Origin of the sequence: Pseudomonas sp. BMS12, assembly GCF_001592875.1 — a bacterium.
Classification (GTDB): Bacteria; Pseudomonadota; Gammaproteobacteria; order Pseudomonadales; family Pseudomonadaceae; genus Aquipseudomonas.
Window position 1 is genome coordinate 101,542 of record NZ_LSOF01000003.1, and the last position, 25,731, is coordinate 127,272.

Annotated in this window: 31 protein-coding genes; 14 read left to right on the plus strand and 17 right to left on the minus strand. The window is 66.0% G+C overall.

Annotated elements, in window-relative coordinates; all coding sequences use genetic code 11:
• Positions 1–132: 132 nt before the first annotated feature.
• Together AYB31_RS01530 and AYB31_RS01535 are read right to left on the minus strand one after the other, a co-directional pair.
• Positions 133–765 (minus strand): LysE family transporter, encoded by a 633-nt coding sequence (locus AYB31_RS01530; protein ID WP_068825086.1) that lies wholly within the window; start codon positions 763–765, stop codon positions 133–135.
• An 80-nt stretch (positions 766–845) separates the two neighbouring features.
• On the minus strand, positions 846–2,756 hold the full coding sequence (locus AYB31_RS01535) for an ATP-binding cassette domain-containing protein (RefSeq protein ID WP_068825088.1): 1,911 nt from the start codon (positions 2,754–2,756) through the stop codon (positions 846–848).
• A 39-nt stretch (positions 2,757–2,795) separates the two neighbouring features.
• Here AYB31_RS01535 and AYB31_RS01540 point away from each other — a divergent pair, with 39 nt between their 5' ends.
• Complete coding sequence (locus tag AYB31_RS01540; protein ID WP_068825090.1) at positions 2,796–3,245, plus strand: TIGR02444 family protein; 450 nt, start codon at positions 2,796–2,798, stop codon at positions 3,243–3,245.
• Here the strand turns inward: AYB31_RS01540 and AYB31_RS01545 are convergent.
• Positions 3,242–4,300 (minus strand): AlgP family protein, encoded by a 1,059-nt coding sequence (locus AYB31_RS01545; protein WP_068825092.1) that lies wholly within the window; start codon positions 4,298–4,300, stop codon positions 3,242–3,244. The two genes, AYB31_RS01540 and AYB31_RS01545, sit on opposite strands and share 4 nt — an antisense overlap.
• Before the next feature lie 111 nt (positions 4,301–4,411).
• Here AYB31_RS01545 and AYB31_RS01550 point away from each other — a divergent pair, with 111 nt between their 5' ends.
• Complete coding sequence (locus AYB31_RS01550; protein WP_068825094.1) at positions 4,412–5,050, plus strand: FKBP-type peptidyl-prolyl cis-trans isomerase; 639 nt, start codon at positions 4,412–4,414, stop codon at positions 5,048–5,050.
• A gap of 32 nt (positions 5,051–5,082) precedes the next feature.
• Here the strand turns inward: AYB31_RS01550 and AYB31_RS01555 are convergent, their stop codons facing one another.
• The 8 genes from AYB31_RS01555 to AYB31_RS01590 form a co-directional block, all read right to left on the minus strand.
• A complete protein-coding gene (locus AYB31_RS01555) occupies positions 5,083–5,556 on the minus strand; it encodes an Rsd/AlgQ family anti-sigma factor (protein ID WP_068825096.1) in 474 nt (157 codons plus the stop codon).
• Between the two features lie 177 nt (positions 5,557–5,733).
• Positions 5,734–6,225, minus strand: a complete 492-nt coding sequence (locus AYB31_RS01560; protein ID WP_068825097.1) for a disulfide bond formation protein B — start codon at positions 6,223–6,225, stop codon at positions 5,734–5,736.
• 97 nt (positions 6,226–6,322) lie between these two features.
• Positions 6,323–7,561, minus strand: coding sequence for a heme biosynthesis HemY N-terminal domain-containing protein (locus AYB31_RS01565; RefSeq protein WP_068825099.1), 1,239 nt, complete (start codon positions 7,559–7,561; stop codon positions 6,323–6,325).
• Positions 7,558–8,667, minus strand: a complete 1,110-nt coding sequence (locus AYB31_RS01570) for a uroporphyrinogen-III C-methyltransferase (RefSeq protein WP_068825101.1) — start codon at positions 8,665–8,667, stop codon at positions 7,558–7,560. The genes AYB31_RS01565 and AYB31_RS01570 overlap by 4 nt, the downstream gene beginning before the upstream one ends.
• A 16-nt stretch (positions 8,668–8,683) precedes the next feature.
• Positions 8,684–9,466: a uroporphyrinogen-III synthase gene (locus tag AYB31_RS01575; protein WP_068825103.1), complete on the minus strand. Its 783-nt coding sequence runs from the start codon at positions 9,464–9,466 to the stop codon at positions 8,684–8,686.
• Complete coding sequence (hemC, locus tag AYB31_RS01580) at positions 9,463–10,395, minus strand: hydroxymethylbilane synthase (protein ID WP_068825105.1); 933 nt, start codon at positions 10,393–10,395, stop codon at positions 9,463–9,465. The genes AYB31_RS01575 and hemC overlap by 4 nt, the downstream gene beginning before the upstream one ends.
• 80 nt (positions 10,396–10,475) lie before the next feature.
• Positions 10,476–11,225, minus strand: a complete 750-nt coding sequence (locus tag AYB31_RS01585; RefSeq protein ID WP_068825108.1) for a LytR/AlgR family response regulator transcription factor — start codon at positions 11,223–11,225, stop codon at positions 10,476–10,478.
• A complete protein-coding gene (locus AYB31_RS01590; RefSeq protein ID WP_068825110.1) occupies positions 11,222–12,304 on the minus strand; it encodes a sensor histidine kinase in 1,083 nt (360 codons plus the stop codon). Before AYB31_RS01590 ends, AYB31_RS01585 begins: the two co-directional genes overlap by 4 nt.
• 206 nt (positions 12,305–12,510) lie before the next feature.
• Between AYB31_RS01590 and argH the strand changes: the two genes are divergently transcribed.
• From argH to AYB31_RS01605, 3 genes are read left to right on the plus strand one after another with little or no spacing between them, the layout of a single operon-like run.
• The gene (gene argH / locus AYB31_RS01595; protein WP_068825112.1) at positions 12,511–13,905 is read left to right on the plus strand and encodes an argininosuccinate lyase; all 1,395 of its coding nucleotides are present in this window, start codon (positions 12,511–12,513) and stop codon (positions 13,903–13,905) included.
• A 27-nt stretch (positions 13,906–13,932) separates the two neighbouring features.
• On the plus strand, positions 13,933–14,175 hold the full coding sequence (locus AYB31_RS01600; protein WP_068825114.1) for a hypothetical protein: 243 nt from the start codon (positions 13,933–13,935) through the stop codon (positions 14,173–14,175).
• A 19-nt stretch (positions 14,176–14,194) separates the two neighbouring features.
• The gene (locus tag AYB31_RS01605) at positions 14,195–14,674 is read left to right on the plus strand and encodes a GNAT family N-acetyltransferase (RefSeq protein ID WP_068825116.1); all 480 of its coding nucleotides are present in this window, start codon (positions 14,195–14,197) and stop codon (positions 14,672–14,674) included.
• Between the two features lie 3 nt (positions 14,675–14,677).
• Here the strand turns inward: AYB31_RS01605 and AYB31_RS01610 are convergent, their stop codons facing one another.
• Positions 14,678–15,337 (minus strand): glutathione S-transferase family protein, encoded by a 660-nt coding sequence (locus AYB31_RS01610; RefSeq protein WP_068825118.1) that lies wholly within the window; start codon positions 15,335–15,337, stop codon positions 14,678–14,680.
• A gap of 130 nt (positions 15,338–15,467) precedes the next feature.
• Here AYB31_RS01610 and AYB31_RS01615 point away from each other — a divergent pair, with 130 nt between their 5' ends.
• The 5 genes from AYB31_RS01615 (at position 15,468) to AYB31_RS01635 (ending at position 20,524) form a co-directional block, all read left to right on the plus strand.
• Positions 15,468–15,746, plus strand: coding sequence for a hypothetical protein (locus tag AYB31_RS01615; protein WP_068825120.1), 279 nt, complete (start codon positions 15,468–15,470; stop codon positions 15,744–15,746).
• Positions 15,747–15,802: 56 nt separating this feature from the next.
• Positions 15,803–16,576 (plus strand): substrate-binding periplasmic protein, encoded by a 774-nt coding sequence (locus AYB31_RS01620; RefSeq protein WP_068825122.1) that lies wholly within the window; start codon positions 15,803–15,805, stop codon positions 16,574–16,576.
• 54 nt (positions 16,577–16,630) lie between these two features.
• On the plus strand, positions 16,631–16,873 hold the full coding sequence (locus AYB31_RS01625; protein WP_068825125.1) for a TIGR02647 family protein: 243 nt from the start codon (positions 16,631–16,633) through the stop codon (positions 16,871–16,873).
• A 110-nt stretch (positions 16,874–16,983) separates the two neighbouring features.
• Positions 16,984–19,842 carry a class I adenylate cyclase gene (locus tag AYB31_RS01630; protein ID WP_068825127.1) on the plus strand — a complete coding sequence of 953 codons (2,859 nt, stop codon included), beginning with the start codon at positions 16,984–16,986 and terminating at the stop codon, positions 19,840–19,842.
• Positions 19,843–19,855: 13 nt separating this feature from the next.
• Positions 19,856–20,524 (plus strand): glycine-rich domain-containing protein, encoded by a 669-nt coding sequence (locus AYB31_RS01635; RefSeq protein WP_068825129.1) that lies wholly within the window; start codon positions 19,856–19,858, stop codon positions 20,522–20,524.
• Here AYB31_RS01635 and AYB31_RS01640 read toward each other — a convergent pair.
• The gene (locus tag AYB31_RS01640) at positions 20,521–21,321 is read right to left on the minus strand and encodes a lipase family protein (protein ID WP_068825131.1); all 801 of its coding nucleotides are present in this window, start codon (positions 21,319–21,321) and stop codon (positions 20,521–20,523) included. The genes AYB31_RS01635 and AYB31_RS01640 overlap by 4 nt on opposite strands.
• 182 nt (positions 21,322–21,503) lie before the next feature.
• Between AYB31_RS01640 and AYB31_RS01645 the strand changes: the two genes are divergently transcribed.
• Both AYB31_RS01645 and AYB31_RS01650 read left to right on the plus strand, forming a co-directional pair.
• A complete protein-coding gene (locus tag AYB31_RS01645) occupies positions 21,504–21,698 on the plus strand; it encodes a hypothetical protein (RefSeq protein WP_068825133.1) in 195 nt (64 codons plus the stop codon).
• A 3-nt stretch (positions 21,699–21,701) separates the two neighbouring features.
• Positions 21,702–21,932: a hypothetical protein gene (locus tag AYB31_RS01650; protein ID WP_068825135.1), complete on the plus strand. Its 231-nt coding sequence runs from the start codon at positions 21,702–21,704 to the stop codon at positions 21,930–21,932.
• A gap of 4 nt (positions 21,933–21,936) precedes the next feature.
• Here AYB31_RS01650 and rnk read toward each other — a convergent pair whose 3' ends face one another.
• From rnk to AYB31_RS01665, 4 genes are all read right to left on the minus strand, one after another.
• The gene (gene rnk / locus AYB31_RS01655) at positions 21,937–22,344 is read right to left on the minus strand and encodes a nucleoside diphosphate kinase regulator (RefSeq protein ID WP_068825137.1); all 408 of its coding nucleotides are present in this window, start codon (positions 22,342–22,344) and stop codon (positions 21,937–21,939) included.
• Positions 22,345–22,461: 117 nt separating this feature from the next.
• The gene (locus tag AYB31_RS20995; RefSeq protein WP_153020625.1) at positions 22,462–22,656 is read right to left on the minus strand and encodes a DUF1289 domain-containing protein; all 195 of its coding nucleotides are present in this window, start codon (positions 22,654–22,656) and stop codon (positions 22,462–22,464) included.
• Complete coding sequence (gene cyaY / locus AYB31_RS01660) at positions 22,640–22,972, minus strand: iron donor protein CyaY (protein ID WP_068825139.1); 333 nt, start codon at positions 22,970–22,972, stop codon at positions 22,640–22,642. Before cyaY ends, AYB31_RS20995 begins: the two co-directional genes overlap by 17 nt.
• Positions 22,973–23,123: 151 nt before the next feature.
• Positions 23,124–24,176 carry an AraC family transcriptional regulator gene (locus AYB31_RS01665; protein WP_068825141.1) on the minus strand — a complete coding sequence of 351 codons (1,053 nt, stop codon included), beginning with the start codon at positions 24,174–24,176 and terminating at the stop codon, positions 23,124–23,126.
• Between the two features lie 160 nt (positions 24,177–24,336).
• Between AYB31_RS01665 and lptM the strand changes: the two genes are divergently transcribed.
• Together lptM and lysA are read left to right on the plus strand one after the other, a co-directional pair.
• Complete coding sequence (gene lptM / locus AYB31_RS01670) at positions 24,337–24,474, plus strand: LPS translocon maturation chaperone LptM (protein ID WP_068825142.1); 138 nt, start codon at positions 24,337–24,339, stop codon at positions 24,472–24,474.
• Between the two features lie 9 nt (positions 24,475–24,483).
• On the plus strand, positions 24,484–25,731 hold the full coding sequence (lysA, locus tag AYB31_RS01675) for a diaminopimelate decarboxylase (RefSeq protein WP_068825143.1): 1,248 nt from the start codon (positions 24,484–24,486) through the stop codon (positions 25,729–25,731).

A 25,731-nucleotide genomic window follows, 5' to 3' on the forward strand; every position in this document is an offset into this window, starting at 1 on the left:
CAATCAATCCCAAACAAGAATGGGTGGCATTAATTGTTACCTTCCTAACGATTCAGCTCAAGAGAAAACTGAAATACGCAGTAACAATCCGCCGAACAGTCTGTTCAGGACAGCCCCGGGACTTGTCGTCATTCAGGCAGCAGCGCGACGCACCATGGCCAGCAGCGCAGCGGCGGCCACGAACAGGCCACCAAAGGTGCGGTTGAGCAGGCGCTGCTGGCGTGGCGAACGCAATGCCCGCAGCACCCGCGCAGCCAGGCCGGTATAACCGGCCATCACCACCAGGTCGACCGCCACCATGGTCGCCGACATCAGCAGGTACTGCACCAGCAGCGGCGCCTGGGGGTCGAGGAACTGCGGCAGCACCGCGAGGATGAAGATGATTGCCTTGGGGTTGCTGGCGTTGACCAGAAAACCCCGCAGCATCAGGGTCAGCGGCCGTCCCAAGGGGCGCTCGCCATCGGCGGTCGCGATCTCGCCCGGTGCGGCGACCCACTGCCTCCAGCCGAGGTAGACCAGGTAGGCGACACCGAACCACTTGATCAGGCTGAAGGCCAGCTCCGAGGTTGCCAGCACGGCACCTAGACCGGCAGCCACCACGGCGATTTGCATCAACAGCGCCAGCTGCAGGCCGATGGCATTCCAATAGCCGCGCCAGAAGCCATAGCGCAGGCCGCTGGACATCGAGGCAATGGCGCCGGCGCCGGGAGAAAGGCTGATCACCCAACAGGCGACGAAGAAAGCGAGCCAGGTCTGCAGGGCCATGTGGGCAACCTCAAGCGAATCGGACAGAGGCACTAGCCTACCCGCTTGCCGCGCTGGCGCCCAGCGCGGCGCGGGCTCCGTCAGTCGGCCTGAGCCAGCTGCTGTTCGAGGTTTTCCAACTGCTCCAGCGCCAGCATCCAGCGCTCTTCCAGATCAGCTTCACGCGCTTTCAGACTGGCCTGCTCGGCCAGCAGCTCACGCAGCTCGTCTTTGCGAGCCGCTTCATAGACAGCGCTGTCGCCGAGGCGCTGCTCGACCTTGGCCAGCTGCTCGTGCAGCTTGCCCAGCTCCTTCTCCAGCTTTTCCGCCTCACGCTTGTGCGGCGCGAGCTGCTGACGCAGCGCCGCAGCGGCCTGGCGCTGAGCGCGCTTGTCGGTCTTGTCGCCAGCCGGCGCGGCCGCGGCCTGTGGCTGCTGGCGAGCACGGAAGTCGACCAGCCAACGGGCGTAGTCGTCGAGATCGCCATCGAATGGCTGGATGCGACCATCGGCGACCAGCAGGAACTCGTCGGTCGTGCTTTTCAGCAGATGACGATCGTGCGACACCACCAGCACCGCCCCGGCAAACTCCTGCAGCGCCATGGTCAGGGCCAGGCGCATTTCCAGGTCGAGGTGGTTGGTCGGCTCGTCGAGCAGCAGCAGGTTGGGCTTCTGCCAGGCAATCAGGGCCAGCGCCAGGCGCGCCTTCTCGCCACCGGAGAAATTCTGCACCGCCTCGTCGCAACGGGCGCCACGAAAATCGAAGCCACCGAGGAAGTCGCGCAAGGTCTGCTCGCGCTCGCCAGGAGCGATACGCTGCAGGTGCAGCAGCGGGCTGGCCTTGGCGTCCAGCGAGTCGAGCTGATGCTGGGCGAAGTAGCCGATGGCCAGGTTTTCACCCCGGGCCATGCGTCCGGCCAGCGGCGCCAGCTCGCCGGCCAAGGTCTTGATCAGAGTCGACTTGCCCGCGCCGTTGGGGCCGAGCAAGCCGATACGCGCGCCCGGCACCAGCTGCAGTTTGACCTGCTGCAGCACCGCCTTGTCGCCATAGCCCAGCTGCGCATCGGCCAGGTCGAGCAGCGGGCTGGAAATCTTCTCGGCCTCGCGGAAGACGAAGTCGAATGGCGAGTCGACATGCGCAGGCGCCAGTTCTTCCAGGCGTTCCAGCGCCTTGATCCGGCTCTGCGCCTGGCGCGCCTTGGTCGCCTGGGCCTTGAAGCGGGCGATGTACTTCTCCATGTGCGCGCGCTGCGCCTGCTGCTTCTCGTACGCCTGCTGCTGCTGCGCCAGGCGTTCGGCGCGGGTGCGCTCGAAGGCCGAATAGCCGCCGCGGTAGAGCGTCAGTTTCTGCTGCTCGAGGTGCGCCACATGGTCGACCACGGCATCGAGGAAGTCGCGGTCGTGGGAGATCAGCAGCAGCGTGCCGGGATAGCTCTTCAGCCACTCTTCCAGCCAGAGGATGGCATCGAGGTCGAGGTGGTTGGTCGGTTCGTCGAGCAGCAGCAGGTCGGAGGGGCACATCAGCGCCTGGGCCAGGTTCAGGCGCATGCGCCAGCCGCCGGAGAAGTCACCGACACGGCGCTCCATCTGCTCATTGCTGAAACCGAGGCCGGCCAGCAGCTTGCGCGCCCGGGAATCGGCCGTGTAACCGTCGGCGCTGTCCAGCTCGCTGTGCAGACGGGCGATGGCGCTGCCGTCATGGGCCGCCTCGGCCGCCTCTAAGTCGCGCTGTACCTGGCGCAGGTGAATATCGCCGTCGAGCACATAGTCCACCGCCAGGCGCTCGAGGGTATCGACCTCCTGACGCATATGCGCGATGCGCCAGTCGGGCGGCAGGCTGCAATCGCCCGAATCGGGACCGATCTCGCCGCGCAACAGGGCGAACAGGCTGGATTTTCCGGCGCCATTGGCACCGATCAGGCCGGCTTTCTGGCCGGCGTGCAGGGTCAGCTCGGCGCCTTCGAGCAGGCGTTGCGGACCACGCTGTAGAGTGAGGTTCTGGAGTCGGATCATAATGGCGGCGGAGTCTACCAGCTTCGCCAGGAGCGCCGCATGCCGTCTGATCTATGGAGTTTCGCCAACGCCTGCTACGCCCGCCCCGGTGTCGAGGCGATCTGCCTGCGCCTGCAGGAGCAAGGGGTGGATGTATGCCTGCTGCTCTGTGCGCTCTGGCTGGAACGGCGCGGGGCTGCGGCGAGCGAACCGCGCCTGCAACAACTACAGGCCATCAGCCTACCCTGGCAGCGCGACGTCGTACGCCCGCTGCGCGAACTGCGCCAGAGCTGGCGCACGGCAGCCGCCGACGATCCGCAGCTGACGAGCCTGCGCGAGCGCATCAAAGTGACTGAACTGGAAGCCGAGCAGGAGCTGCTGCGACGACTGGAAAGGCTGACGGAGAACTGGGCAGCGCCAGCAAGAGCGCAGGAATGCGCCTGGCTGGAGCTGCTGAGCGAAGACCGCGACGCGCTGCATCGACTACGCGCCGCGGCCGACTTGCCTTAAGCGCTGGGCGGGGTGCTGCCGTTGCCGCTGGCAGCTGGCGCAGCGGGAGCCGCTGGCGCCGGGCTGGCCACTGCCGCAGGTGCCACTGCCGGCTTGGCAGCGGGTTTGGCCGCCGGCTTCCTGGCTGCAGGCTTGGCGACGGGCTTGGCCGCTACCGGCTTGGCGGCAGGTTTGGCTGGCGCTTTCACCGCCGGCTTGGCAGCAGGTTTCGCCACAGGCTTGGCCGCCACTTTGCTCGGCGCCTTGGCCGGGGCCTTGACTGCGGGTTTGGCCGGAGCCTTGGCCGCAACAGGTTTGCTTGCCGGTTTCGCGGCAGCCTTGGCAGCAGGTTTGGCTGCAGGCTTCACCGGGGCCTTGGCTGCGGGCTTCGCCGCAGGTTTGGCAGCTGCTACCGCCTTCTTGGCTACAGGTTTGGCCGCAGGTTTCGCGGCGGGTTTGGCCGCACTGGCAGCCCTGGCGGCGACAGGTTTGGCGGCCACTTTCGCAGCCGGTTTTGCCGCAGTCTTGGCAGCGGGCTTCACGGCCGTTTTAGCAGCAGGCTTGGCCGCCGGCTTGGCGACTGGTTTGGCCGCAGCGACTTTCTTCACCGCCGGTTTGGCGGCCGGTTTGCTCGCGGGCTTGGCCGGCGCCTTGGCGGCCGGCTTGCTGGCGGCGCGGCTATCGAGCGCCTTGGCGGCAGCCTCGCGCACCTTGCCCACGCCCTGGGCCAGCTTCAGGCTTTCCTGGGCATCGCGCTTGAGTTGCGCGATGTAACCACGGGTCTCGGTCTGCCGTGCTTTCAGGCCTTCGAGCAGCTCTTCCAGCTCGCTGGCAGCGGCCTTGGCCTTCTGCTGCGCCTTGGCTTTGCCGGCCTTGGCCGCATCCTGCAGTTTGGCGCGCGCCTCGTGCAGTTTTTCCTGGGCCTTGCCGCGCTGCTTCTCCAACTTGGCGAGCATCTGCTCCGCGTCTGTCAGCGCCTGGGTACAGGCCTTTTCCAGATGCTCAAGCAGGCTGTGGGAAAGTTGCTGCAGCAGATGCAAAGGGGTAGTAACGGACTTCTTGTTGTTGGCCGGCATGACGTGCCTCCTAACGGACGTTGGTGCCCCCATACTAGACGCCTGACTCGCCGGTCGCTAGCCGTCACCGGCAACAGAAAGAATCGTCGCCATCCACTCCGGAGAACCCCAATGCTGCGCCGTGCACTGCTGCTTCTGTGCCTGACCCAACCGCTGGCCAATGCTGCCCAGCAGAATGACGACCTGGCCTACAGCCTGGGCGCACGACTGGGCGAACGGTTGCGCGCAGAGGTCCCCGACCTGCAGCTAGATGCCCTGCTCGAAGGACTGCAGCAGGCCTATCGCAACGAACCGCTGCGCTTGCCACAGGCACGCATCGACCACCTGCTGCAAGACCACGAAGAACGGCTGCAAGAGCATCGGCAGACGCAAGCCGAGCAGGCCCAGGCACGCTTCCTGGCGAAGGAGAAATCCATCTACGGCGTGCGCGAACTGGCTGGCGGTGTACTGGTGCGCGAGCTGCGCGGCGGACAGGGCGTCAGACCAAGCGCCGGCAGCCGGGTGAAGGTCACCTACCGTGGCGAACTGGCCAACGGCAGCCTGTTCGACCAGAGCGAAGGTCCGCAGTGGTTTCGCCTGGCGGCACTGATTCCCGGCTGGCAGACAGCCCTGCAGGAGATGCCGACGGGTGCACGCTGGCGCGTGGTGATACCGGCCGCACAGGCCTATGGCGAAGAAGGTGCCGGCGATCTGATACCGCCAAACGCGCCGCTGGTATTCGAGGTTGAGCTACTGGAGGTGGCGAACTGAGCCCACCACCGGGGTGAGCTCATGCCGAGGGATCAGAGCGGCGCCGCGGCCGCTTGCTGATGGGCGTTGTGCAGCACTTCGATCAGGCAGTCTTCCAGCTCGAAGCGTTCGTGCAGCATCTGCCCGAGACGTTTCAATTCGCTGCTGAGGGAGGTGGTATCGCGGCAATCGCCGTTATCACAGCGGTCATTGAACGCCAGCGCCACTTCGGTGATGGCTTCGATGCGCGGGTAGATCTGCTTGGCCAGCTCCAGGCCCCGCTGATCGCCAAAGGCCTTGGCCTCGCCATTGAGCTGCTCATAAACCTCGAAATGTCCGGCGGACACATAGTCGACCAGAATCTCGCAGAAGCGCTGTACGGCAGCGGTGTTGGCTGCAGACGCTTGCGATGCATCATTCAGCGCGGCAAAGGCGCTGACCAGTTCATGACGTTCCTGCAACCAGCGGTCGATCAACTGGTGCACGCCACCCCAGCGCTCCTGGGCGTTCTGGCAGGTCTCGAGCATGATGTCCTCACTTCCCTACTGGTGAATGCTGAATACGCCAGCCCCGAGACATTTTATTGTCAGCTCGCGAATTCTCGGGGGACGACTCGCCGGATTACTGGCGAAACGTAGGGCCAGAGTATGCCCACTCGGCGCAGGCATCAAGTCATGCTGATCGGTAAAAACGTCCGGGCCCGATCAGCCCCGGCGCAGCAGCTGAAACAGAGCGAACAGCGCGATACCGAGGAAGGCCAGCAGACTCCATTCCGGCAGGCTGAGGCCAAACAGTGTCCAGGTCACTTCGGCGCAGTCTGCAGTGCCGCGAAACACCAGGCTGACGATGTCCTGCAATGGCAAGGCCTGGATCATGAATTCCAGGCTCGGCAGGCAGGCCTGCAGCTGGTCGGCAGGCACGCCCTGCAGCCACACCTGGCGCGCGGCAGTGGCTCCACCGCCGACGGCAAGCAGCAGCACCAGCACGGCATAGGCACGGCGCCCGGTGCGCTGCGGTGCGTGGATGGCGGCGATCAGACAGGTGAGGCCAACGAGGATGACAAAGATGCGCTGGACGATGCACAGCGGGCAGGGATTCAGACCGACCCCATGCTCCAGATACAAGGCACCGCCCAGCAGCGCCACGCAGCCGAAAAAGGCGAGCAGGAACAGCAAGCGTGGATTGGCCGGCGCCATGATGACTCCGCTGCGGGGCGAGAAAGGCGCTTACGGTAGAGGAAAGCCGCGCGGCCTTTCAAGGCGCCGCACGGCCGGACTGCCGCAGCAGCTCCGTTCAGGAGTTCGCGGCGGGTTGCGGCAAGGCCGGCAGCTGCTGACCTTGCTGGGCCAGCACTTCCCGCAACAGCTCATTGCTGCGCTCGATCTCGCCCTGGCTGGCCAGCAGACGGGCCAGCTCGGCACAGGCCTCGCTACCGCGCTCGAATTCCAGGCTGATCTCGAAATACTCGCGGGCCTTGCCCCACAGGCCGTTGACCAGGCACAGGCGACCCAGGCTGAGCAGCAGCACCGTATCCTGTGGGTGCTGCTTGAGCAGCTCCTCGGCGGTTTGCAGTTGTCGCGCCGGATCGCGCCCACGCAGCTGACCGTAGAGATGCATCAGGCGGCGGTCATACCCACGCTTGAGGGCCTTGTACAAAGCCGCCTCGGCCTCTTCCGGCGCCCCCAGACGCCGCAGCTGGCCGGCGTAGGCCAGCAGCAGCTCGGGGTCCTGGCGCTGCGCCGAGGACAGCTGCTGCCAGGTCGCGGTTAGCGCTTGCAGTGCCGCTTCGCCCTGATCCAGCCCCTGCTCGCCGGCAACCTGCAGGCGCTCGGCCCAGACCTGCCGCTCCAGTGCCGCCAGATCGTCGCCTTCCAGCACCTTGGCCTTGCGCAGTTCGGGCAGCAACTGCAGCAGCTCCGACCACTCGTGACGAGCCAGGTGGAGCTGGTACAGCTGGCGCAATACCTGGCGATGCTGCGGATGGCGCTCACGCATGGCCTGCAGAGTATTCAGGGCACCGTCCAGATCGCCACGCCCCTTTTGCAAATCGGCATGGGTCAGTGCGATGGCCAGTTCGGCCTGCGGCTGGCGCTGCAGCGCACGCTCGAGCAGCGACTCGCTCTCCTCATGTTGACCAAGCTTGTGTGCCGCACGCGCAGCGCCGAGGTAGAGCATGAGTGGTTGGCGCTCGCCTTCTGCAGCGCGTTGCAAATGGCGCACGGCACGCTCCCAGCGGCCTTCCAGTAGGTCCAGCAAGCCCTTGTCGGCAGCCACCTGCATCCGCTTGCCATGGTTGCGCCGTGACCAGGGATTGAGCACCCCGCCGGACAGACGCAACCCTCGCCACAGCCAGCGCAACAACCACACGGCCAGCCATACCAGGACCACCAGCAGGAGGAACACCCAGAGGCTGGACTCGTAGCGCCAGCCCTTCCAGGCGATCAACACATAGCCGCTGTGCTCCTGGATCGCCAGACCCAGCAGCGTCGCCGCCGCTGCCACAAGCAGCAACACCAGAACGGCGCGGATCATTGCTCGACCTCCTCGACCGCTTCCGGCATGCGTTCGGCAGCCTCACGCTGCTTGAGGTAGGCCTGCAGGCTGCGCAGCGCTTCGTCCAGTTTGGGCATACCGGCGACCACAGACTGCCCGGAAAGCTCGCCTAGACGCGCCTGCATGCGCTGTACTGCCTGGTTGTCACGGTCGAAGTAGGTATCCAGCACGTCACTGGCTGCAGCCAGAGCCTGGCGATAGACCTCGGGCTCGCCATTGAGCGCGCCCCACTGGGCCTGTTCCAGGGCCAGGGCCAGGGTCAGGCGCACTTGCGCCAGGCTTTGCCCGGCCAGTTGTGGGCGAATGTCCTGGTCGGCATGCAGGTCGATGCGCACATAGCGCGACAGCTGCTGCCAGAGTCCGTCCCAGCGGCTGCCATCGCTGGCGCTGACAACACTTTGCGGCTCCGTCGGCAGAATGTACTCGGGTGCCAGCATCTGCAGTTGATCGAGCTGGCCGCGCAGGGCGGCCAACTGCAGGAACAGGCCACTGCGATCGATCTGCGGCAGGCTACGCAGCGTCTCCAGCACCTTGATCAGCTCACCACGAGCGGCAAAGGCCTGCGGGTCGTTCTGCGCCCTCAGGATGTCGTCTGCGCCTTGCACCAGCGCAATGGCGCTATCCACGTCCTGCAACGCGGTCAGGCGCAGCATGGCCAGGCGCAACAGGTGCTCGGCCTCAGCCAGGCGCCAGTCCTCGCGGCTCTTGCCAAGCACAGCCGAGAGACTCTGGGCCAGACGCTGCTGCTCACCCTGCAGCGTCATCAGCAGGTCGCGTTGTTCGGCCAGATCGTTTGCCGATGGCAATCCCGCCAGACGCTTGGCGACATCCTTCTCGCCTTGCTGCAACTGCTGGCGGGCGGCGTCGGCCGCCTGAGCCACCTGCGCCAGCTGCTGTTGGGCCTGCTCGCGCTGTTGATAAAGCTGCCAGCTGCTCCAACCGCCAGCGCCGAGGGCGGCCAAGGCCAGTAGCAACGCCAGCCAGGCCGGGCCACGCCCCTTGGCCTTGGGCACCACGGCCTGTGGCGGCTGATCGAGCTGGGTCTGCGGGGTCTGCTCGCTGATCTGCGGGGCTGTTTCGCTCACGTGTCCTTCCTTTGTTTCAGTGGGCCGGCGCCGCATGACTGCGCAACACCGCCAGAACAGCCGCAGCACTGGCGCCGCGACAATCGATAATCTGCTTCGCCCCCGCCATGCGGGCCAGTTCGGCCACGCGCGCACTGGGTACCAACAAGGGTAGCCGACTCAGCTCGGCCCAGGCATCCCCGGCCAGCTCACAGAGGTTGGCCAAGCCCTGCCCGCTACTGACCAGCAGGGCGTTCAGCCGTTCCTCACGCACCAGTTGTGGCAGCGCATTCGCGGCATATGCCGGTAGCACCCGGCGATAGAGTTGCAGGTAATCCACAGCCACGCCTCGCTCACGCAAGGTTTCGGCGAGCAGTTCGCGGCCACCCTCGCCACGCAGGATCAGTGCCCTGGGCGACACCACCGCCAGGGCCTCGGCCAGTTGCGGCAGGGCCAGCAGTGCCTCGCTGTCGTCACCCTCCTGCGGGCAACGGGTCTGCAGGCCGTGCGGCTGCAGATACTGGTCGAGAATCTGTGCGGTAGCGGCACCGACGCTGAACCAGCGCGGCCCCGCCGGTGGCTGCGGCCAGTGCTGCGCGAGCAGCTCCAGAGTCCGACGAGCCGCCGGTTTGCTCACCACTATCACCGCGTTGTAGCGCGGTAGATCGAGAATGGTGGCGCGCTGCTCGGCCGTTTCTGCCAGCGCTTCGATCTCCAGCAACGGCAGGCTCCGACTGAACACACCGGCCTCGGCCAGCGTCGCGGCCAGTGCTGCACACTCGGCGGCCGGGCGAGTCAGCAGCAGCCGCCAGCCGCTCACGCCGGGTCGGCCCCGCCATATACGGCATCAAGAATCGCCTCGGCCCCCTGTGCCAGCAGTTGCTCGGCCACCTGCACACCCAATGCCTCGGCATCGTTGCCACGCCCTTCAGCCCGCAGCAACAGGCCACCGTCGGGCTGACCGACCAGGCCGCGCAGCCACAGCTGCTCACCTTCGAGCAAGGCGTAGCAGGCGATGGGTACCTGGCAACCGCCATTGAGGCGCTTGTTCAGCGCGCGCTCGGCAGTCACGCGGGCAGCCGTCTCGGCATGGTGCAGCGGCGCCAGCAATGCATGAATCTCGGCGTCTGCCGTGCGGCATTCGATGCCCACAGCGCCCTGACCGCCGGCCGGCAGGCTGTCGTCGACACTGATCGAGGCGCGGATGCGTTCACCGAAGCCGAGGCGGATCAGCCCGGCGGCGGCAAGGATAATGGCGTCGTAATCACCCGCGTCGAGCTTGGCCAGGCGCGTGTTCACATTGCCGCGCAGAAACTGGATCTTCAGGTCCGGACGCCGCGCCAGCAGCTGGGCCTGACGGCGCAGGCTGGAGGTGCCGACCACACTGCCGGCCGGCAAGGCTGCGAGGCTGTCGTAGGTATTGGAGACGAAGGCGTCGCGCGGATCTTCGCGCTCGCAGATGCAGAACAGGCCGAGTCCTTCGGGGAAGTCCATCGGCACATCCTTCATCGAATGCACGGCGATATCGGCCTCGTTCTCCAGCAGGGCGGTTTCCAGCTCCTTGACGAACAGGCCCTTGCCACCGATTTTCGCCAGCGGCGCATCGAGCAACTTGTCGCCGCGGCTGACCATCGGCACCAGGCTGACAACCAGGCCGGGATGCGCCTGCTCCAGGCGGGCTTTGACGTACTCGGCCTGCCACAGGGCCAGGGCGCTCTTACGGGTGGCAATGCGGATTTCGCGGGACATGGGCAATTCCAGAAAACGAACTGCCGGAGATGATAACAGGATGGCCGGCCGGAGCCGGCAGGTGCAATCGCCGCAGGGCCCTAGAGGCTGTGCATCAACTTGCGCACGCCAGCCACATGACGACGGCTGACGGTCAGGGCATCGCCGCCAAGGCCCTTGAGGTAGAGCTGGAAGTGTCCCAGCGGAGTGCGTTGCAGGCGCTCGATACGCTCGCGCGCGACCAGGGCGTTGCGGTGGATGCGCACGAAGCGTTCGCCGAACTCGTCCTCCAGCGCCTTGAGCGGCTCGTCCAGCAACACTTCGCCGCCCTCATGGCGCAGGGTCACGTACTTGTGATCAGCGATGAAGAAGATCACCTGCTCCAGCGGGATAAGTTCGATCCCCTTGCGGGTCCGTGCGCTGATATGGCTGCGCGGGCCGGCGCCATTGCCGGTGGCTGCCGGTCGCGTGAGCGCGGCCAGTTGCACGCGGTTGGGTCGTTCGGCCTTCTTCAGCGCTGCAGCGAGGGATTCCGGGCGCACCGGTTTGACCAGATAGCCGACGGCGCTGACGTCGAAGGCTTCCAGGGCGAATTCGTCATGGGCGGTGCAGAAGATCACCGCCGGCGGCGCCTCGCGCTCGCACAGCTTGGCAGCCACCTGCAGGCCGTCCATACCGGGCATGCGGATATCCAGCAGGACCACGTCCGGCCGGAGGCTGTCGATCAGTGCCAGGGCCTCTTCACCATTGCTGGCGGCAGGCTCGAGCACGCGATAACCCTCGAGGTCGCCGACCATGCGGGCCAGGCGCTCGCGGGCAAGGGGTTCGTCATCGACGATCAGCACATTCATATCGCTCGGGCTTCCTGCATGAGTCTCGAACAAGGATAGCGTAGACAGGTGAAGTGACGTCCGTCACGGCGGTCCACGCTGAGACTGGCGCCGGGGCCGAAAAGTGCCGCCAGTCGCGCATCGATGTTACCCAGCGCTTGGTGCGTCCCCCGTGATTCCTGCTGCTCAGCGTTCTCCTGATAGGGGTTGCTCACACACAACTGGAACACCCCGTCGCGGTAGCTCGCCTCGATCCGCACCAGTCCGCCCTCGATACGCGGCTGGATGCCATAGATCAGGGCATTCTCCAGCAGCGGCTGCAAGGTCAGCTGGGGGATCGGTAAATCCGCCGGCACATCGTCCACCTGCCAATCCAACTGTAGCCGTTCGCCGAGCCGATAGTGTTCGATCGACAGATATCGTTTGGCCAGCTCCAGCTCATCGGCCCAGGGCACCAGGCTACCGGGCTTGGCCAGACTGGCGCGAAACAGGTCGGACAGGTCGAGCACCGCCTGCTCGGCCTTGTAAGGATCGACCACCACCAGGCTGGCGATGCTGTTCAGGCTGTTGAACAGAAAGTGCGGGCGGATACGCGCCTGCAGCGATTCGATGCGGGCCCGCAGCTCGGCCTGCTGCTGCCTGCGCCACTGGCTCTGCAGGTAGAAGTAGCGCAGCAGCAGCGCCGACATGATCAGGCTGATCAGCGCGTGGCGCAGGTACAGATTGACCTCGCCGTCGCGTGGTAGCGGACCACCCAGGTCGTAGAAGTCGGCTACCGCCGTGCAGCCCAGGGTCAGGCCGATCACCAGGGCGCAGCACAGGGTGCCGGCCAACGCCGCACGCAGTCGAGCCAACAGTGGGCGCAGACGACACAGCAGCGCCGCGGAGAGCAGTACGATCCACTGCACGAACAACGAGGTCAGCGCCAGGCGTACCCAGTTGAAGCCCGGCAACATGGGCTCGGACAGCACCAGCACCAGCACCAGCAGCTCGGCCAGCAACACCAGGCTGAGCAGCGCCTCGGGCTCGCACAGTTCCGGCAGGAAGAAATCGTCGTCCGGGGCGACGCTACGCCCCTTGTTGAACCAGTGGATTTTCATCCGCGCAGTTTCCTTGTGTGCCCGACGGGCGGCAAGCCAGCGCGCTCCAGCCGGGCTAAAACGGGCGCCCAAATGCCGCTTCGCCGCGCAAACTGTGACGAGCCCAGCAGATCGGCATGGCCTCGGTTTTCCCGGCAAGGCTGTTATTATCGGCACACTTTGTCCGTTCCGCAGGCGCCGCGCCTGCCTTGTCCGCGAGTTCTAGCATGAGCCTTGAGAAGACCAACCAGTCCTGGGGCGGCCGCTTCAGCGAGCCAGTCGACGCCTTCGTCGCCCGCTTCACCGCCTCCGTCGACTTCGACAAGCGCCTCTACCGTCACGACATCATGGGCTCCATCGCCCACGCCACCATGCTGGCCAAGGTCGGCGTGCTGAGCGGCAGCGAGCGCGACAGCATCATCGACGGCCTCATGCAGATCCAGGGCGAGATCGAAGCCGGCCAGTTCGACTGGCGCGTCGATCTGGAAGACGTGCACATGAACATCGAGGCGCGCCTGACCGATCGCATCGGCGTCACCGGCAAGAAGTTGCACACCGGCCGCTCGCGCAACGACCAGGTGGCCACCGACATCCGCCTGTGGCTGCGCGACGAGATCGACCTGATCCTGGCCGAAATCACCCGCCTGCAGCAGGGCCTGCTCGGCCTGGCGGAAGCCGAAGCGGACACCATCATGCCTGGCTTCACCCACCTGCAGACTGCCCAACCGGTGACCTTCGGCCATCACCTGCTGGCCTGGTTCGAGATGCTCAGCCGCGACTACGAACGCCTGGTCGACTGCCGTAAGCGCACCAATCGCATGCCACTGGGCTCGGCCGCACTGGCCGGCACCACCTACCCGATTGCCCGCGAGATCACCGCCGAACTGCTCGGTTTCGACGCCGTTGGCGGCAACTCGCTGGACGGTGTGTCGGATCGCGACTTCGCCATCGAATTCTGCGCCGCCGCTTCGCTGGCGATGATGCACCTGTCGCGCTTCTCCGAAGAGCTGGTGCTGTGGACGTCCGCGCAGTTTCAGTTCATCGACCTGCCGGACCGCTTCTGCACCGGCTCCTCGATCATGCCGCAGAAGAAGAACCCGGACGTACCGGAACTGGTCCGCGGTAAAACCGGCCGCGTATTTGGCGCCCTGACCGGCCTGCTGACCCTGATGAAGGGCCAGCCGCTGGCCTACAACAAGGACAACCAGGAAGACAAGGAGCCGCTGTTCGACGCCGCCGACACCCTGCGCGACAGCCTGCGCGCCTTCGCCGACATGGTCCCGGCGATCAAGCCGAAGAAGGCCATCATGCGCGAGGCGGCGCTGCGCGGTTTCTCCACCGCCACCGACCTGGCCGACTACCTGGTGCGCAAGGGGCTGCCGTTCCGCGATTGCCACGAGATCGTCGGCCACGCGGTGAAATATGGCGTCGACAGCGGCAAGGACCTGGCCGAAATGAGCCTGGACGAGCTGCGCCAGTTCAGTGACCAGATCGGCGACGACGTGTTCGCCGTGCTGACCCTGGAAGGCTCGGTCAACGCCCGCGACCATATCGGCGGTACCGCGCCGAACCAGGTACGCGCCGCCGTGGCACGCGGCAAGGCACTACTGGCGAGCCGCTGATCGCCGCACAGGGGAAAGGGACTTCCCATGCCTGAGCTGTTTCTACGCGGCCTGCTGTTCATCGGCGAGGCCATTCTGGAGCTGATCTTCAGCTACCTCTTCTACACAGTCGGCTGGCTGCTGTTGCGCCTGCTGACGCTAGGCCGCTACCCACGCCTGCCACTGCGCCAGATTGACCCGGAAAGCCCACGCGGCAGCTGGATCGCCGGCTTCGGCTTCCTCTGCTTGATCGCCCTGCCGCTGGTGGCACTGGTCTTCCTCTACGGTTGAATATTTCGAGAGACACTTCATGAGCCTGCATATCCGCCCTGCCAGCGCCGACGACGCCGCGCTGATCCTGCGCTTCATCACCGACCTGGCGATCTACGAAAAGGCCGAGCACGAGGTCAAGACCGATGTGGCCGGCATTCGCGACAGCCTGTTCGGTGCCGACAGCACCACCCATGGCCTGATCTGCGAGCTGGACGGCGTGCCGGTCGGCTTTGCCGTGTACTTCTTCAGCTACTCGACCTGGCTAGGCAAGCACGGCATCTATCTGGAAGACCTCTACGTCGCCCCCGAGTATCGCAAGCACGGCGCCGGCAAGGCCCTGCTGCGCCATCTGGCCCAGCTGGCCGTGGCCAAGGGTTGCGGGCGCATGGAGTGGGCCGTGCTGGACTGGAACACCCCGGCCATGGAGTTCTACGAAGCCTTCGGCGCCCGCCCCAAGGACGACTGGATCAGCTACCGACTGACGGGCCAGGCTCTGCTCGACTTCGCGGCCGGCTGAGGCTCAGCGCTTCTGGCTGACGTGGGCGAGAAACGCCGCCATGCCGGCCTCCTTCTCGGCCGCGATAGCCTGCACATGCGGGTTCTGCTGCAGACGCTGCATGAGCTCACGGGCGGCGGGGAAGTCTGCCAGCAGGTCGAAGCCAAGCACCCGCTGGGCAACCACGTCGGCAAGGTCAATGCTGTAGAGGAAGTAAAGGTCGGCAAGGCTCAGCTGCTCGCCCGCCACATAGGGGGCGAAGCGGCCATGACGCTTGAGGGTGGCGATACCGGCTTGCAGCTCGACCCGCGCCTTGTCCTTGATCGCCGCATCCACCGGCATGCGGAAGAACGCCTCCGAGTAGCAGCTGCGCGCCGGTAGCTCGATATACAGCTCGATCTCCCTGGCCAGGCTGCGCACCTGGGCCCGCCCATAGGCGTCTGCCGGCAGCAGCGGATGCCCCTGACCCAGCTCTTCGAGGTAGTCGAGGATCACACTGGTTTCGCTGATGTAACCGTGTTCGGTCTGCAGAACCGGCACCTTGCCGCGCGGGCTGATGGCGAGAAAGGCTTCATCCTGAGAGCCATAGACGCTGACCGTCTCGAACGTCAGGCCTTTTTCCAGCAGGGCCAGGTGCACCATGTTGTAGTAGTTGCTGACGGCGAATCCATGAAGCTTGAGCATGTTGCATCTCCAGGCAGGGGAGATGCAGTTATAGTCTGTCGGACAGCATACGCACGCGTTATCAGGCCGCTGAATATCCCTCGCCCACCGGCGGCGTGGCACACTGCACCACCCTGTCCGAGGAACTGCCATGAGCGACCAAGAACTACCCGATGACGACGAAGCCTTCGCCGAAGCGACCCTGACCCAGGCCATCGAGAACCAGCTGGAAACCGGCAACCCGCCGGCGGCGCAGGCCGTGTACAACAAGCTGACCCTGGTCGGCTATGCGCGCGAGGAAATCCTCGAACTGATGGCCCTGGTCCTGGCTCATGAGATCGACGCCATGCTCGAGGCCGACCGCCCCTTCGACTCAGCCTGGTACGAGCAGGCCCTGCGCGCGCTGCCCGAACTGCCCGAGCAGGACTGACCACCGGCATTGACGCAGATCTACTGCACAGGCGAGCCGGCTGCTATCTTGCCAACATGTATGTGCCAACCCGCAGTGCAGCCAGGCGCGCCTGGCAGACACTGACCACCCTCCTGCTGTGCCTGGTACTGGCACCGGCCGGCGCCCTGGAAATCGGCGCCGAGGACGACTGGTACCCCTTTACCGCCTACCGTGACGGGCGCATCGAGGGCATGTCGGTGGACATCATCCGAGCCGCCTTCGCCGCCAGCGGCACGGAAATCGAGCTACACCCCTACCCCTATGCCCGCTGCATGGAACTGACCCGCACAGGTCGCCTACCCGCCTGCTTCAACACCTCCGCGGACAAGCGTATCGCCGAGCAGTACCTGCTACCGCAGGAGCCGTTGTTCCGCGGGCAGATTCAGCTCTGGGCCCGCAAGGAGGAAGCCGCGCCCCTGAGCGACCTGAAACAGATCGCCGGCAGCTCGGTGGCGGTGACGCTGGGTTATGAGTACGGCCCGGCCTTCGACAACTTCACACAGCTGCGGCGCGTCGAAGTACGTCGCGACATCAGCGGTTTCCGCATGCTGCAGCGCGGACGGGTCGACTTCACCATCGCTTTTCGCGACACCGCTCGCGCCCTGTTTCGCGAAAACCCGGAACTGGCCGGGCACTTCGCACCGGTGATGGTGGTGCACCGACCACAACTGTTCGTCAGCTTCTCCCGCCGCCATCCCCAGGCTGCCGAACTGGCCGAGCAGTTCGACCGCGGCATGCGCGCCATCCACGCCAGTGGGCGCTATCAACAGATACTCGATATCTGGCAGCATCTCAGCGAGGTCGACTGAGACTGCCGGACTACACTGGACGACAGCCCCATTACAACAACAAGCGGAGTCCCCATGGCCTACACCCCCGATCTGATTGCCGAACTGGAAATCCTTGCCCTGTACAACCTGGACAACCATCTGGAAGGCCTCAAGGTGCACAACAACGCCACCTCCCGCGCCCAGGGCGCCATCACCCGTCTGCACGAGAAAGGCCTGGTGACCGCTGCAGACGGCGGCTACCTGACCAGCCTGGGGCTGGATGCCGCCGAACATGCCCAGGCCCTGCTGACCATCCTCTGCCCGCAACCCGCCTGAATTCCAGCGCCACCCTACAGCCGAAGCCCAACGGCGCCGATACACTGGCACTACTGCCAGTCGTCCCCCGGCGCTGGTAGGCTTGCCCAGAACCAGGCTCCGAGCTGTACATGACGCGCATCCAGGAAATCCGCCCCGACATCGACGACGGCATCGACCGCAAGGTCCTGGCGCAGTTGCGCGCACGCTTCCTCAAGGTCAACAGCGGGCGCCTCGGGCGGGCCTCCCAGGCGCTGTCGACCCGCCAGCAGCTGGTCCTCAAGCTGCTGCCACTGCTGTTTCATGTGAACCATCCGCTGCTGCCCGGCTATGTCTCGGCCGCTACGCCAGCCGGGCTGGCCGGCTTCGAGCCGAGCGACGAGATACTCGCCGAGGCCCAGCGCCTGACCCGTTCCTTCGCCTACAAGGCCCGCCGCGGCAGCGCCGGCGGCAAGGCACCGACACCGATCCACGGCCTGTTCCTGATGGGCAGCCTGGGCACCGTGGCCCAGGCCGAGCAGAGCGACATGGACCTGTGGGTCTGCCACGACCCGGCACTGCCGGAAAGCGCCGTCGCCGAGCTGCAGCGCAAGTGCGACCACCTGGAGGCCTGGGCGGCCACCCAGGGCGCCGAAGTACACTGCTTCCTGATCGACCCGGCGCGCTTCACCTCCGGCGATCGCGAGGCGCAACTGACCTCGGACGATTGCGGTACCACCCAGCACTACCTGCTGCTCGACGAGTTCTACCGCACCGCCATCTGGCTCGGCGGACGTACCCCGCTGTGGTGGCTGGTGCCGGTGTACGAGGAGGCCAACTACCGTGCCTATACCCATGCCCTGCTGAGCAAGCGCTTCGTCCGCTCCGACGAGGTGCTCGACCTCGGTCACCTGGCACGCATTCCGCCAGGCGAATTCATCGGCGCCGGCATGTGGCAGCTGTTCAAGGGCATCGACTCGCCCTACAAGTCGGTGCTCAAGCTGCTGCTCACCGAGGTCTACGCCAGCGAGCACCCGCAGGTGGAGTGCCTCAGCCTGCGCTTCAAGCAGGCGGTGTACGAAGGCCGCCTGGACCTCGACGAGCTGGACCCCTACATCGTGGTGTATCGCCGCCTGGAGGAATACCTGGCCGGGCGCGGCGAGCTGGAGCGCCTGGAGCTGATCCGCCGCTGCCTGTACCTCAAGGTCGGCAAGAAGCTCAGCGTGCCGCCGCGCCAGCGCGCCAAGAGCTGGCAGCGCCTGCTGTTCGAGCGCCTGACTGGCGAGTGGCGCTGGAGCCAGCGCGAGCTGGCCATGCTCGACAGCCGCAGCCAGTGGAAGGTGCGCCAGGTCAGCGCCGAGCGCCGCGCCCTGGTCAACGAGCTGACCTACAGCTACCGCTTCCTCTCCCAGTTCGCCCGCAACGAGCAAACCGCCATCCCGCTCAACAGCCGCGACCTCGGCATCCTCGGCCGGCGCCTGTACGCCGCCTTCGAGCGCAAGGCCGGCAAGATCGAATTCATCAACCCGGGCATCGCCCCGGACCTGGCCGAAGACACCCTGACCCTGGTGCAGAGCCCCAGCCCCGAAGCGCATGGCGAAACCCAGTGGGCGCTCTACCATGGCAGCCTGAACGGTCAGGAGTGGCCGGACTTCGCCCCGCTCAAGCGCGCGCGCCAACTGATCGAACTGCTCGCCTGGTGCCACCGCAACGGCGTGATCGACCCCAGCACGCGCCTGTCGCTGCACCCGGGCAGCAGCGACCTGACCGAGTTCGAGCTGTCCAGCCTGCTCGGCTGCCTGCAGCAAGCCATCCCGCTGCCGCTGCCGCCAGTGGCCGAGGAGGCGCTGTTGCACGCCGCCGAGCCCGCCGAGGTGCTGCTGCTGATCAACGTCGGCGTCGACCCGCTCAAGGCCCACAGCCAGCTCAACGTGCACCTGACCACCGGACGCACCGACTCGCTGGGCTACTCCGGGGTGCGCGAGAACCTGGTGCTGACCCTCGACCAGGTCAGCCTGAACAGCTGGAACGAGCTGCTGGTCAGTCGCTACGACGGCCCGCATGCCCTGCTCGACTGCCTGCGCGACTACCTCAACAGCCTGCCGAGCGGGCGCCTGCCCAAGCTGCAGGTGCGCTGTTTCTGCCGCAACCGTGCCCAGGCCATCGCCCAGCGTGTCGAGGAACTGTTCCGCGATGCCCTGAGCAGCCTGGCCAGCGGCACCGGCAGCCGCTATCTGCTGCAGGTGCAGCAACACTTCCACGTGCTGGAACTGCTGCCGGGCCAGGTCAGCCATGCCGCCCTCAGCGACCTGCCGAGCCTGATCGAGCACCTGGGCGAGGAGCAGCCGGCATACAGCCCGCTGCGCCTGGATCGGCATGCCCTGGAAGGGGAAGACCTGGCGCTGATCCTGCCGCAGGGCCGCCCGGACTGCATCCAGGTGTTCTACCGGGTCAACGAGGACAGCGCCGAGCTCAGCGTGCTGGACGAACACAACGCCCTCTGGCGCCAGCGCCTGCCGTTTCGCGACGAGCAGAGCCTGCTGACCCCGCTGCAACGCTTCCTGCAATCGCTGCTGTACAGGCGCAACGCCCTGCTGCCGCTGGACAGCCCGCTGCCGCCGGCGGCGCTGGAAGTGCTCTATTACGAGATACTCCCACCCGGCCAGCAGCGCGCCCGCCAGCTGGAGCGCCGCGTGCCGCCGCAGGCACCGGCGAGCCACGCCTTCTATGACGTGCAGGCCATCGTCGAACCGGCCGATGGAGGCCGGGTGCATATCACCCTGTACTGCAACCACCGCGAGTTCTCCGAGCTGGAGTACGGCGCCGAACTGTTCAGCGCCGTGGCCCGGCATATCCTCGCCCAGCGCCGCGGCGCCGAGCGCTACCCCTGCTACATCACCGACCTCGACCTGTCGCGCATCCTCGGTGAGGGACATGCGCAGAGCATCCACTACCTGCGCTACAAGGCCGAACTGGAAGGCGCACTGAACGGCGCGCTGCAAAAGGCCTGATGATGGAGAACCCATGAGTTTCGTCAGCATCCTGCTCGGCGGCGCCGTCATCGGCGTCGGCTACTGGCAGTGGCGGCGCAGCCGCGACCGCCAGCGCCGCCACTTCATCGCCACCTATCGCTTCCCCGAGCGCCTGCGCCTGAAGCTGACGGAGACCTACCCGCAACTCGATCCGCAGCAACAGGAGAAAGTGCTGCAGGGCCTGCGCGAGTATTTCCAACTGTGCCAGATGGCCAAGCGGCGCGTGCTCGCCATGCCTTCGCAGGCGGTGGACGTCGCCTGGCACGAGTTCATCCTCTACACCCGTCAGTACGGCGAGTTCTGCCGCAAGGGTCTGGGCCGCTTCCTGCACCATACGCCCAGCGATGTCATGCCCAGCGCCAAGGTCGCCAGCGAAGGCATCCGCCGCGCCTGGCGCCTGGCCTGCATCCGTGAGGGCATCCGCCCGGATGCCCCGACACGCCTGCCCTTGCTGTTCGCCCTGGATGCCGAACTGGGCATCGCCGATGGTTTTCACTACCGCCTGGACTGCGGCGCCCATCCCGGCAGCTACCGCAATGGCGATGCCTACTGTGCCAGCCATATGGGCTGCGGTTCGGGTTGCGCCAGCGGCTGCGGTGGCGATGCCTCCTCATCCAGCGACAGCAGTTGTGGCAGTGGCTGCGGCGGTGGTGGGGATTAACCCTGCATCGGCGCCTGTGGGTGTTGCAGGGCATACAGGTAGGAGCCCGTGAGGCTGTGGTTGACCTCAATGGAGGCATAGCTGGCGGTGAAGGTGACGGCCAGGCCGAGGTGCTGGTAGAGCAGTGTGTCGGTCACCCCCGGCGGCACTTCCGGCACCACGTCGCTGTCGTTGACCACCCGAAAGGTCGGCACGCCCAGGCCGTTGTAGGAAACGGCGAAGTCCGGCGCGGCGAGGCGCGGACTGGCGAAGTTGTAGTGCTGCAGCGCCTGGTCCGGCCAGCGCTCGCGCAGGTCGAGCACCGCCATGCTGCTCAGGGCGCAGCCCAGGCTGTGTCCACAGACCCATAACGATCCCTGCGGCTGCAGGCTGTCGAGGGCCGCCAGGGCCAGGTCGCGCAGCGAGCCGTACAGCTTGAGAAAACCCGCATGCACCTGGCCCTGACCATCGGCCCAGGGCCAGGTTTTCTGCTCGATATCGAGATCATCCAGCCAGTCCTGCGCCGACTCGGTGCCACGCAGCACCAGGTAGGTCTCGCCCTGGTCGTTGGCGGCGGCAAAGCCGAAAGGTTCGGACTCGTTGAGAAAGTGCAGTTCGCTGAGGATGCTCCAGATCGGCGCGGAAAACCGCCAGCCAGCCATCTGCGGCGCCTGCCAATGGAAGTCCTGGGGGCGGTGGGGGCGGTCCTGTTGCTGCCACTGGGCGTACTGGGCGTAGGCCTGGGCCACCAGTTCGGCACAGGTCAGCGCGCGGGCCAGGGAAAAGTCCTGAGGGAAGTACAGGGGCAGACTGGACATGGCGGGCCTCCTTGCCGGCAGTGGGTTCAGACACTCTAGTCCAGATGCGGCGACGGGCGCGAAGTTCCTGCCGGCCGCAAGCAATCAATTCTGCTGATAGTTACTACGAGCAAGCTGCATTATTCAATCGAATTTCCATGAGCGAATCTGGCGCCAGATTTCCCTGGCGCAGGCCCGCAAACATGATCCGCTCGACCCCGACACAGAAACCCGACTCGCTGCTGCCTGGCCTCGGCCTACTCGGCATGCTCGCCAGCGTGACCCTGGCGCTGGCACTCGGCCTGCTGCAGGCCCACACCCACGCGCCTGCAGCCGACACCGCCATCGCCCCCCAGGCGCTGCGCAGCTTGCTAGCGAACTTGCGGGCGAAGGTCTAGGCCATGCAACTGGATGCAGCCCGAGCGCTGCTACTCGCCCTGTTGCTGACACTGATCAATGGCCCGGCCCTGGCCGGTGACGGCAAGGTCAGCGGTGGCGGCCTGGCTCGCACCATCGAATGCAACCAGAACATGGCGCACAAGCTTGAGCTGGACGAGCGTCTGCGGCGCGCCAGCGAAACCCCGCCGAGTCAGCGACGGGCACGCTGGTCACCTCGATTTCTCTGGAACTGAGCCCTCAGCTCAGATAGGCACCCGCCGCTTCGGGCTGGTACTCCACCGCCAGCAGGGTCAGCTTCAGCGGCTTGCCGGCCGGCCCCGGCCAGTCGATATGCTGGCCCACGGTAAGTCCGAGCAGGGCGCAACCCACCGGCGCGAGAATCGACACCCGCCCCTCGCCACCGGCGTCCTCGGGAAACACCAGGGTCAGGTGGTAATCCTTGCCGCTGCCTTCCTCGCGGCAATGCACCCGCGAATTCATGGTCACCACCCCGGCCGGCACCTCGGTATGGCCCACGACCTGAGCGCGCGCCAACTCCGTTTCCAGAGCCTTGGCGGTCGAGCCGAAGTCCTCCAGGCTGTCGAGCAGGCGCTCCAGGCGCTGCAGGTCGAGACGGGTGATGGTGATGGCGGGGGTGCTGCTCATGGTGGCGGATGCTCTCCTTGGGGCCAGATAAAGCAAAACCCCGCCCGAAGGCGGGGTTTTGAACGGTTAGTCAGCTTCCAGCGAACCTAACACATGCCAGGCAATAAGCAAGACCGCTCAGTCACCTAACCCTGGAATGGACCGCAGGCGCGCTTGCGCTGCCTGGCAGATCTGCCGGCGGCGCACACTGTCGGCCTTGCCCCACTCGAGAATCTCGGCCAGGGTGCGCCCGCAGCCCAGACACCGGTCCTGATCATCCAGGCAACACTGGCGGCGGCAGGGCGACTCGACCGTATCAGAGTTCTTCGAAATCGAGCTCTTCACCAGCCTGCTCCCGGGTGACCCGGCCCAGGAGCTCGCCCAGCGGCTCCTCGCTGGTGTCGCAGATCCACAGGCCCTGGTCGGCGTCGTAGTCGAAGTGGAAGCCGCCCGAGCGCGCCGCCACCCACAGCTGACGCAGCGGCTCCTGGCGGCTGAGGATCAGCTGAGTGCCGTTCTCAAAGCGCACGGTGAGCACACCGGCGGAGTTTTCCAGGTCGAGGTCCAGATCGCTGTCATCGAAAATGTCTTCCACAGCTTGCTGGGCGGCATCGACCAGGTCATGGAAACGGGCTTCGCTCAAACTCATCGCAACGTCCTCTGGGCCTTTCTGGGATTTAGCGAGCTAGCGCCAGGCAAGGCGAAAACTGGCGAGGAAGCGGAGTTTACAGAGAGTAAATGAGCATTCCGAGCCTGTTTTCAACACAGCATGGCCGACGTGCAGCAAATACCAGGAAGGCTCAAGTGTGGGGGGCGGAATCCAGCAGACTTTGCCGGTAGGCGCCGGGGCTCTGCCCGGTCCAGCGGCGAAAGGCGCGCGCCAGCGAGCCGGCCTCGCTGAAACCGACCAGGAAGGCGACCTCCGCCAGCTCCAGCGCGGGGTCGCGCAAGTAATGCAGCACCAGTTGCTGACGGGTTTCGTCGAGCAGTTGGCTGAACGACAACCCACCTTCGCGCAGGCGGCGCTGCAGGGTGCGCGCGCTGAGCTGCAGGCTCTGCGCCAGCAGCTCCAGATCGGCGCCCTGCTCTGGCAGCTGACGAGCCAGCTCGCGGCGTGCGCGGTCGAGCACACTGTGGCCCTGGTTAAGCTGGCCGAGCAGGCGGTCGGCGTGGGCATCGAGCAGCTGACGTAATTGTGCATCGGCCTGGCCGAGCGGTGCGGCCAGCAGGCGCTTGGGGAACACCAGGGCATTGTCGGCCTGACCGAACAGCACCGGACAGCCGAAGATGCGCTGGTGCTCGGAAGTGTCGGCCGGCGCCGGATGCTGGAAACGCACCTCGGTGGGCGGAATCTGCAGGCCGGTGATCCAGCGGCCGAAGGTCAGCCAGCCGGCCAGGGTTTCCTCGCTGTGCTGGCGCTGCTGCTGGCGGATCAGCGGTTCCCAGCTATGCGCCACCTGGGGCTCCAGGCCTTCGCGCGGCGGCTCCTCGTCGAGATCGACGCGCCCCAGGTTGCCGACCAGGGTGGCGTAGCGGGCCTGACGATGCAGCGCATCGGACAAGGTCGCGCAACTCATGATCAGGTAGCCGAGCACGCCGTAATAACCGGGCCGCATGGCCTCGCCCAGATGCAGGCCAAGATTGGCGTCGCCGGTCACCCGTACACCTTCGCCGAGCAGCTCCAGATAGGTACTGACGGCAATGCGCTGGTCGCGCTGAGCCAGGATGCCCGGCTGCAGCTGCACCTTGGCCAGCAGCTCGGTACTGACGAAGCCCTGGCGATCGAGGTAGTCCAGCAGCCCTTGCAGATAGGCGACCGATACCGAACTGGCAATAGAAGTAGGGGCTTGCATCTGGGCTCCGTGTTTTTGCCCCATGCTAGCCGCAATCCCGGGCGGCGGGCAGACCGAGCGCGCCAGCCCGAGGGTCGCGGAGCCCGCCGGACGTGCATAGGCAAGCAACCGGGGGGTGGGTATACTCCGGGCCATTCACGATTTTGCAAAGGACCCCACCATGAAGCGCCTGCTGCTGCCCTTCATCGCGCTTGTCGTAGTCACCGCCGCCCTCGCCGGTTGTGGCCAGAAAGGCCCGCTGTACCACCCGGACGACGAAAAAACCACGCAAGACCGCGACAAAGACGTCTTCCTCTAAGGGGGTTCCATGCAAGCCTTTACCAACCGCGACGGGCAACTGTTCGCGGAGGGCGTGGCCCTGTCCGCTATCGCCGAACGCTTCGGCACGCCCACCTACGTCTATTCCCGCGCCCACATCGAGGCGCAGTACCGGGCCTATGCCGATGCCCTGACCGGCATGCCGCACCTGGTCTGCTTCGCGGTCAAGGCCAACTCCAACCTGGGCGTGCTGAACGTGCTGGCGCGCCTCGGCGCCGGCTTCGACATCGTCTCCCGGGGCGAGCTGGAGCGCGTGCTGGCCGCCGGTGGCGAACCGGCCAAGATCGTCTTCTCCGGTGTCGGCAAGACCCGCGACGATATGCGCCGCGCCCTGGAAGTCGGCGTGCACTGCTTCAACGTCGAATCCGTCGACGAACTGGAGCGCCTGCAACTGGTCGCCGCCGAGCTGGGCAAGACTGCGGCCATCTCGCTGCGGGTCAACCCGGATGTGGACGCGGGCACCCACCCGTACATTTCCACCGGTCTGAAAGAGAACAAGTTCGGTATCGACATCGAGCAGGCCCCGGCGGTCTATGCCCGTGCCGCCGAGCTGGCGAACCTGGAAATCGTCGGTGTCGACTGCCATATCGGCTCGCAGCTGACTAGCCTGCCGCCCTTCCTCGACGCCCTCGACCGCCTGCTGGCGCTAGTCGACCAGCTGGCCGCGCAAGGCATTCAGATCAAGCATCTGGACCTCGGCGGCGGCCTCGGCGTGCAGTACCGCGATGAGCAGCCACCGCTGGCCGGTGACTACATCGCCGCCGTGCGCGAGCGCCTCAAGGGTCGTACGCTGGCCCTGGTCTTCGAACCGGGCCGCTCCATCGTGGCCAACGCTGGCGTGCTGCTGACCCGTGTGGAATACCTCAAGCACACCGCGCACAAGGACTTCGCCATCGTCGACGCGGCGATGAACGACCTGATCCGTCCGGCGCTGTACCAGGCCTGGATGGACGTCACCCCGGTGCAGCCGCGCGACGGCGAGACACGCAACTATGACCTGGTCGGGCCGATCTGCGAGACCGGCGACTTCCTGGCCAAGGGCCGCGAGCTGGTGCTGGCCGAGGGCGATCTGCTGGCCGTGCGTTCGGCCGGTGCCTACGGCTTCGTCATGAGTTCCAACTACAACACCCGCGGCCGCGCCGCCGAGGTGCTGGTGGATGGCGAGCAGGCCCATGAAGTGCGGCGTCGCGAGACCCTCGCCGAACTCTACGCCGGCGAAAGCCTGCTGCCTGAGTGA